This is a genomic window from Flagellimonas rhodophyticola (genome assembly GCF_049332665.1).
Classification (GTDB): domain Bacteria; phylum Bacteroidota; class Bacteroidia; order Flavobacteriales; family Flavobacteriaceae; genus Flagellimonas.
Genome location: NZ_CP186326.1, coordinates 3,671,009 through 3,679,056, shown reverse-complemented (window position 1 = coordinate 3,679,056; position 8,048 = coordinate 3,671,009). Strand labels below are relative to the sequence as shown.

The following is an 8,048-nucleotide window of genomic DNA, read 5'->3' as shown; positions in this document are numbered from 1 at the left end:
TTTTTTTATGCATAAATGTTACCTGTTACTACAATTGGATAAGATCCTATTTCTCCTGGATTCAAAAGGTTTCACTCTTTTTTATAACTCCACGAAAGTTTTACGCTATAATATTGTAGGATAAAGATTACTTTTAAGTATATTTATCAAACCCGAAACAAAAAGTTCCTCTAAAGTTTTACCATTTTATAATGGTATAGAAAGCTAAAAATGCTAATAACCGAACACTATGAGGAAAATTTTACTTTTTAATCTATTTGTTTTTTTTGGACTACAAACTGCTTTTACCCAGACATGTGACTGTGATGTTACATTGAACAACTTATCCAATACCAATTTAAATTTAATCTGGGCTTCCCAAGTTAATTATTCGCCAGGAAATACAATATGTATTCCGGCCGGTACTTATCGAGGCTTACGTTTTTATGATTTTATTGGAACAGAAACGGACCCAGTAAAAATTATAAACTGCGGAGGAAAGGTAGTGATTGACGAAACCGTTTATCCTGGAATTTCCGTACAAAGAAGTCAATATCTTAATATTGCAGGTACTGGTGATAGTAATGAGACCTATGGTATTGAGATTGCTCAAACAGGTAGCAATGCTGTTGGTATTTATGTAGAAAACCTAAGCAGTGATGTTGAAATCAATAACATTGAGATTTCGAGTGCTGGTTTTGCTGGAATCATGGGTAAGACTGACCCGTATTGTGGAAATCCGGATACTTGGCGCAGTAACGGATACATCCTTAATAATTTGAAAATACACCATAATTATATTCATGATACAGGTGGTGAAGGTATTTACCTTGGTTTTACCGGGGGATATAAGATAGAGTCGAATAGAAATTGTGATGGAACTCCCATATTTGGACATTGGTTGGAAAATTTGGAGGTTCATGATAACGTGCTGGAAAATATCGGTTGGGACGGAATTCAGGTGAATCTAGGCAGAACCAATTGCAAAATTTACAATAATCATATTTCGAACTACGGAATCGAGAATGAGAATTTTCAAAATTTCGCCATGAGCATAGGCGGTGGTACTTATGAAGTGTATAATAACTATATGGATAGTAGTTTTTATGGATTAGGCCACGGAATGCAGTTTATAAGTGCAGAAAGCGGCACCAAAATTTACAATAATGTCCTGGTTAGACCTGGTTTTCATGGAATTTTCATGCATCAACGTCACGAATTCGAGGATGTGAACGAGGGTTTCTATGTGGCCAATAACACCATTATTGAACCAGAAGACTCTGGGCTTCTATATAACACCATAATTACGGTTACTGATGACCCTCAAAAACTATATCAACCACAAGGCGAAGTACCCTCTTATTTTGTGAATAATTTGATTGTAGATCCGGGAAATGATTATGAAGGCAGTGGCACTTGGAAACAAAATCAAGAAAGTTATATAGATTTTAATACCAGAGAAACTAGGGATAGTCTCCTGACCAATATTTATTCCAACTTAATTACTCGACAAATGGATACGTTGGGACTTACGGATATCATTAATAATGATTTCAGTCCAATTGGCCCCTCATCTGATGTTGTAGATGTGGGATCAGATGTGTCTTCATTTGGAATCACCTACGATTTAAACAATGAGCCTCGCCCCTCTGGCAATGGAAACTTTGATATTGGGGCCTACGAGTTGCAATATTTAGCCCCTCCACCGAATGACCCCAGTAATAGGATAAAACTCTTCCCAAATCCATCAACTACTCATTTTAAAATGATTGACAAGCGGAGAAAGAGAAAGAATAAACGCCAAAAGGAAGCGCGTATTACTATCACCTCAATGAGTGGATTAACGGTTTATGATGGCAATTATAAATTGGGGAAAAAGTTTTTTGTGGACACCTATGATCCGGGAATATATGTGGTGGTAATATACTACCCGAATATAATTTTCACAAAACAGTTGATAATTCAATAAAAACTGATGAATAGCTTCTAATCCAAATAAACCAATAAAAAACTCCCGATGAACTTTTTCATGGGAGCTTTTTGCGTAGTTTGGTTGATTAAAATTATACTCGGGGTAAATCTCCATCACCTTTTAAGGGCAAATTTGAGTCTCCCATCAAGTAGGCGTCGACATGGTGTGCCGCTTGTCGACCTTCTGAGATAGCCCATACAATTAAAGATTGTCCCCTTCTTTGGTCACCTGCTACAAAAATACCTGGGACGTTGGTTTTATAATCTTTAGTTGATGCATTAATATTGGTTCGTGGATCCATTTCCAGGCCTAACTGGTCGGCTATGGTGGTTTCAGAACCTGTAAAACCTAAAGCTAGCAATGCCAAATCACATTCCCACTCCTTTTCGGTTCCTTCAACTTCTTTTAGTGTAGGACGTTGTCCTGGAACCTTTTCCCAGACAACTTCTGAGGTGACCAAGCCTTTTAAGTTTCCGTTTTTATCTCCAACGAATTTTTTAGTTGAGATGCTGAACACACGTTCTGCACCTTCTTTATGGGAAGTGCTGGTGCGTAATCGCATGGGCCAAAATGGCCAGGGCTGGTCTTTTGGTCGACCTGGGGTTGCTTTGGACATGATCTCAAAGTTGGTTACTGAAACAGCTCCATGACGTATGGAGGTGCCGATACAATCAGAGCCTGTATCACCTCCACCGATTACAACAACTTTTTTATCTTTTGCAGTCAACTCTTCTCCTTTGTAAGGTAATCCATCCACTTTTCTATTGTTCTGTGGCAAGAAATCCATAGCTTGAACTACTCCTTTCAAATCTGCGCCTGGTATTGGAAGTCGTCGTCTAACCGTTGCGCCTCCACAGAGAACAATGGCATCATATTCTTCTTTAAGTTCATTTGCCTTAACATCCACACCGACATGAACCCCAGTTTTGAACATAATCCCTTCACGCTCCATAATTTCCAGACGTCTGTCAATAACATTCTTTTCCATTTTAAAATCCGGAATACCATATCGCAACAATCCACCAATTTTCTCATCACGCTCCAATACGGTAACCTTGTGCCCCGCTCTATTTAGTTGCTGTGCAGCGGCCAGTCCTGCAGGACCCGACCCAACTACAGCAACTTTTTTCTCTGTTCTTTTTAACGGAATGACTGGTTGTATCCAGCCGTTTTTAAAAGCTGTCTCAACGATATTCTTTTCTATGTTTTCTATGGAAACAGGGTCTTCGTTGATTCCAAGAACGCAAGCTTCTTCACACGGTGCAGGGCATAACCTTCCGGTAAACTCGGGAAAGTTATTGGTCGAGTGCAATATTTTTGTGGCTTTCTCCCACTTACCTTGATAAACGGCATCATTGAAATCAGGAATTAAATTTCCCAAAGGGCAACCACTATGGCAGAATGGAATTCCACAATCCATGCATCGAGCACCTTGGTTTTTTAATTCCTTTTCCTTTAACGGAAGCGTAAATTCCTTATAGTTTTTAATTCTTTCCTTAACAGGAGCGTAGGCTTCATCTTTCCTGTCAAATTCCATAAATCCAGTCGTCTTTCCCATGGCTCAAATTATAAGGTTTGTAATTTTTCTTTTTCTAATCGAATTAAGGCCTGTCGATATTCTTCGGGGAAAATCTTGATAAATTGAGGTAAACATTCTTCCCAATTTTCCAAAATTTCCTGCGCCAATGGGCTCAAAGTAGCGTTGTAGTGATTTTCGATAAGCTCTTTTAACTGCGCAATGTCTTTATCCTCTTCTACAGCAAGAAGATTAAGGGTCTCACCATTACATCTTTTTTCAAAGGTTTTGTCCCTGTCAAATACATAAGCAATACCTCCACTCATACCGGCTCCAAAGTTTCTGCCTACGGACCCTAAAATAACGGCTACCCCTCCGGTCATGTACTCGCAACCATGATCTCCGATACCTTCGACCACAGCTTTTGCACCAGAATTTCTAACGCAGAAACGCTCGCCAGCTTTACCATTGATGTAGGCCTCACCCGAAGTCGCTCCATAGAGAGTGACATTTCCGGTAATTATATTTTCCTCCGGCTTTATAGTGGATTTGTCCGGGACTTTTATAATCAGTTTGGCCCCTGAAAGCCCTTTACCCAGATAGTCATTGGTGTTGCCATTAACTACCATGGTAAGACCTTTGGTTCCGAAAGCTCCAAAACTCTGACCTGCTGACCCCGTAAAGTTCAATTTAAGGGTGTTTTCGGGAAGTCCGTCAGCTCCATAAATCTTTGAAATTTCATTACTGATAATGGCTCCCACAGCTCTGTTGGTGTTATAAATCGGAAAATCCAAAACTGTCTTTTCCTTTCTAAAAAGTGCTGGATGCGCTTTGGCTATAATATCAAACTCTATGGAGTCCTCGATATGGTGTTCTTGTGTATCTGTATTGTAGAATTTGGTTCCTTTTGGAACGTCTACCTGATATAGAATGGGGCTTAGGTCTATTCCTGCGGCTTTATAATGTTCAATAGCTTTTTTTCTGTCTAACTTTTGTACTTGACCAACCATTTCGTTAAGGGTTCTAAAACCTAGTTTAGCCATGATTTCTCTTAATTCTTGGGCCACGAAATACATATAATTTACTACGTGTTCTGGCTTTCCTTTGAATTTTTTACGTAATTCAGGGTTTTGTGTGGCTATACCTACGGGACAAGTGTTCAAGTGACATACGCGCATCATGATACATCCGGAAGCTACCAAAGGAGCTGTTGCAAAACCGAATTCCTCTGCTCCTAAAAGACAGGCAATAGCGACATCGCGACCGGTTTTTAATTGGCCATCACATTCCAAGACTATACGATTTCTTAAATCGTTCAAAACTAGGGTTTGTTGGGCTTCTGCAACTCCCAATTCCCAGGGTAGACCGGCATGTTTTAAAGAGGTCAAGGGTGATGCTCCTGTACCTCCGTCGAAACCAGAAATAAGAACAACATCCGCCTTTGCTTTGGCAACTCCCGCAGCCACTGTTCCCACGCCAACTTCAGAAACTAATTTAACGTTGATTCTGGCATCCCGATTGGCGGATTTTAAATCATAAATCAATTGGGATAAATCCTCAATAGAATAAATATCGTGATGTGGTGGCGGCGATATTAATCCGACATATGGAGTAGAATTCCTAGTTTTGGCAATGGCAGGATTCACTTTCGGGCCTGGTAATTGACCACCCTCTCCCGGCTTAGCCCCTTGAGCCATTTTGATTTGGATTTCCTTGGCATTTGTCAAGTAGTCGGATGTAACTCCAAACCTACCGGAGGCAACTTGTTTAATGGCGCTGTTCTTCCAGTCCCCTGTTTGATTTTTATAGAAACGAGCCGAATCCTCACCACCTTCTCCCGAATTACTCTTTCCTCCAATTCGGTTCATGGCAATCGCTAGATTTTCATGGGCTTCCTTGCTGATACTTCCATAGGACATGGCTCCTGTTTTGAATCGTTTTACGATTTCGGTCCAAGGTTCCACTTCCTCGATTGGAATAGGGTCATAGTTCGAAAACTCGAACAATCCCCTAATGGTCATTAAGTTTTTGGATTGCTTATTTACCAAATCGGAATACTCTTTATAAGTCTCCGGCTCGTTATTGCGTACCGATTTTTGAAGCTTGGCAATGGTCAGTGGGTTAAACATGTGTTTTTCCCCATCTCTTCGCCAGCGGTACTCTCCGCCAATCTCGATATCAAGATTGGCTGCTAATTCCTGGGCTTTAAATGCTTTTTTGTGGCGTTTCGCTACCTCTTTTTCAATCTCATACAAACCTATTCCCTGAATACGTGTTGGTGTATTTGGAAAATATTTGTCTACCACTTTGGTGTTGATACCAATGCATTCGAATAATTGGGAACCTCGGTAAGAATTCAAAGTTGAGATTCCTATTTTGTTCATCACCTTTAAAATACCCTTGCCTATTGCCTGATTGTAGTTTTTGATGGCTTCGTCAAAGGTGTATTCGGTGATATCGTTTTCTTGGATTTGTTCTCCAATGATTTCATTAACTAAATATGGATTGATTGCGCTGGCTCCAAACCCGAACAAGAGCGCAAAGTGATGCACTTCTCGAGGTTCTGCCGATTCAACAATGATGCTCAATTTTGAACGTTTACCCATTTTTCTGAGTCCACTGTTTACAAAGGAGCATGCCAACAATGCTGGAATTGCTGCCATTTCGGAACTAACCATACGATCAGAAAGAATAATGATGTTGGCACCTTCATCAATAGCGTCAGAGGCTTGTTGTAAGACGGCCTCTAGTGCTTCTTCGAGGCCATTGTGACCTTTTGCAATTTCATACAGCATTGAAATGGAAACCACTTTATAATCAGGACTGGCATCGTGATTTTTGATCTTGTCCAAATCCTCTTTGGATATTACTGGATTTTGAATCTTGAGTTTTCTACAATGTAATTCTGTGGTTTCAAAAATGTTTTGATCACTACCCAAAGTCAAACTGATATCCGTAATCAATTCTTCCCGAATCCCATCCAACGGTGGATTTGTTACCTGGGCGAATAATTGTTTAAAATAATTGTAGATCAACTGAGGTCTTTCGGATAGCACCGCAATTGGGGTGTCTGAGCCCATGGAACCGATGGGTTCCTTGCCATTTTTTGCCATGGGCAATATAATGGTATTGATATCTTCTAGGGTATATCCAAATGCAGCTCGTCTGGTTTCCAAAGGAAATTCACCGTAGAAAACAGGACAGTCGTTATAAGGAATATCGCGAAGGTGCACTAAATTGTTCTTTAGCCACTTTTGGTAGGGGTGTCTTTTGGCAATAGATTCCTTAATTTCCTCATCGTTGATGATGCGACCTTCTTCCATATTTACCAAGAACATCCTCCCTGGCTCAAGACGCCCGTGAAATTCGATATCCTCTGGTTCAAGGTCAACAACCCCAGTTTCGGATGACATGATTACGTATCCTTTTTTGGTTACGGAGTATCTTGATGGTCTTAGACCATTTCTGTCAAGAACAGCACCAATATAGTTTCCATCTGTGAAAGGAATTGAAGCTGGTCCATCCCAAGGTTCCATCACACATGAGTTGTATTCATAGAATGCTCTTTTCGCCTCTGACATTTCGATATTTTTTTCCCATGCCTCGGGGACTAGTATCATCATTACCTCAGGTAACGAACGGCCTGTCATCAGTAAGAGTTCAACAACCATATCCATACTTGCCGAATCCGATTTTCCAGGGAGTACAATTGGCAAGATGTTTTTAATATCTTCTCCGAACCAATCACTTTTCACTAGTTCTTCCCTAGAGCGCATCCGAGAAACATTGCCTCTTAACGTGTTTATCTCCCCATTATGGCACATATACCTGAAAGGTTGTGCTAAATCCCATGTTGGGAAGGTGTTGGTTGAGAATCGTTGGTGTACCAGTGCTAGCCGTGTCACCACTCGGGAATCCAATAAATCTTGATAATATCTGCTGATGTCTTGAGGGACCAAGAGCCCCTTAAAGATTATTATTTTGGTTGAAAGACTTGGTAGATAGAAAAACTGACTTTGGGAAAGTTTACTTTTTATGATAGCGTGCTCAGTAATTTTCCTAGCGATAAACAACTTCAGGTTAAACTGAAAGTCATCTAGCTTATCTGTTTTACCAATAAAAATTTGTTTTACAAAAGGCTCCGTTTCCGTTGCAATTCTTCCTGGGACGGAACGGTTCACTGGGACATTACGCCACCCCAAGAGCTTCAACCCCTGGGCTTTTATGTTTTCTTCGAGCTTTGCTATGCAAAACTCCCGCTGATTTTCCTTTTGTGGTAAAAACACATTACTTACTGCATATTCTCCTGCTTCAGGTAAATCGAATTCACATACATCAGTAAAAAAGTCATGTGGGATATCAATTAGAATTCCAGCTCCATCACCAGTTTTACCATCAGCACTTACAGCTCCTCGATGTTCCAGTTTATCTAGAATCTCAAGAGCTTTATGTATAATATCATTTGATTTGATTCCTTTTAGGCTGCAAATGAAGCCTGCACCACAGTTATCATGTTCAAATTCCGGCAGGTATAAACCTTGTTTCTCTAACTTCATCATTGTGACATTTCCTCAAAAATAT

At 40.2% G+C, this 8,048-nt stretch carries 3 protein-coding genes; 1 reads left to right on the top strand and 2 read right to left on the bottom strand.

Going from position 1 to position 8,048, the window contains the following annotated elements; all coding sequences use genetic code 11:
- The first annotated feature begins 229 nt into the window (after positions 1-229).
- Entirely contained in the window at positions 230-1,948 is a 1,719-nt protein-coding gene (locus tag ACOKFG_RS16570; RefSeq protein WP_299486465.1) for a T9SS type A sorting domain-containing protein, read from the top strand.
- A 94-nt stretch (positions 1,949-2,042) separates the two neighbouring features.
- On the opposite strand, the gene ACOKFG_RS16565 is transcribed toward ACOKFG_RS16570, so the two are convergent.
- Positions 2,043-3,509 (bottom strand): glutamate synthase subunit beta, encoded by a 1,467-nt coding sequence (locus ACOKFG_RS16565; RefSeq protein WP_299486463.1) that lies wholly within the window; start codon positions 3,507-3,509, stop codon positions 2,043-2,045.
- Between the two features lie 8 nt (positions 3,510-3,517).
- Positions 3,518-8,023 carry a glutamate synthase large subunit gene (gene gltB / locus ACOKFG_RS16560; protein WP_298791609.1) on the bottom strand — a complete coding sequence of 1,502 codons (4,506 nt, stop codon included), beginning with the start codon at positions 8,021-8,023 and terminating at the stop codon, positions 3,518-3,520.
- Between the last annotated feature and the right edge of the window lie 25 nt (positions 8,024-8,048).

Coding starts and splice junctions, on each gene's coding strand:
- ACOKFG_RS16570 (WP_299486465.1), top strand. CDS start 230: ATGAGGAAAATTTTACTTTTTAATCTATTTGTTTTTTTTGGACTACAA.
- gltB (WP_298791609.1), bottom strand. CDS start 8,023: ATGAAGTTAGAGAAACAAGGTTTATACCTGCCGGAATTTGAACATGAT.
- ACOKFG_RS16565 (WP_299486463.1), bottom strand. CDS start 3,509: ATGGGAAAGACGACTGGATTTATGGAATTTGACAGGAAAGATGAAGCC.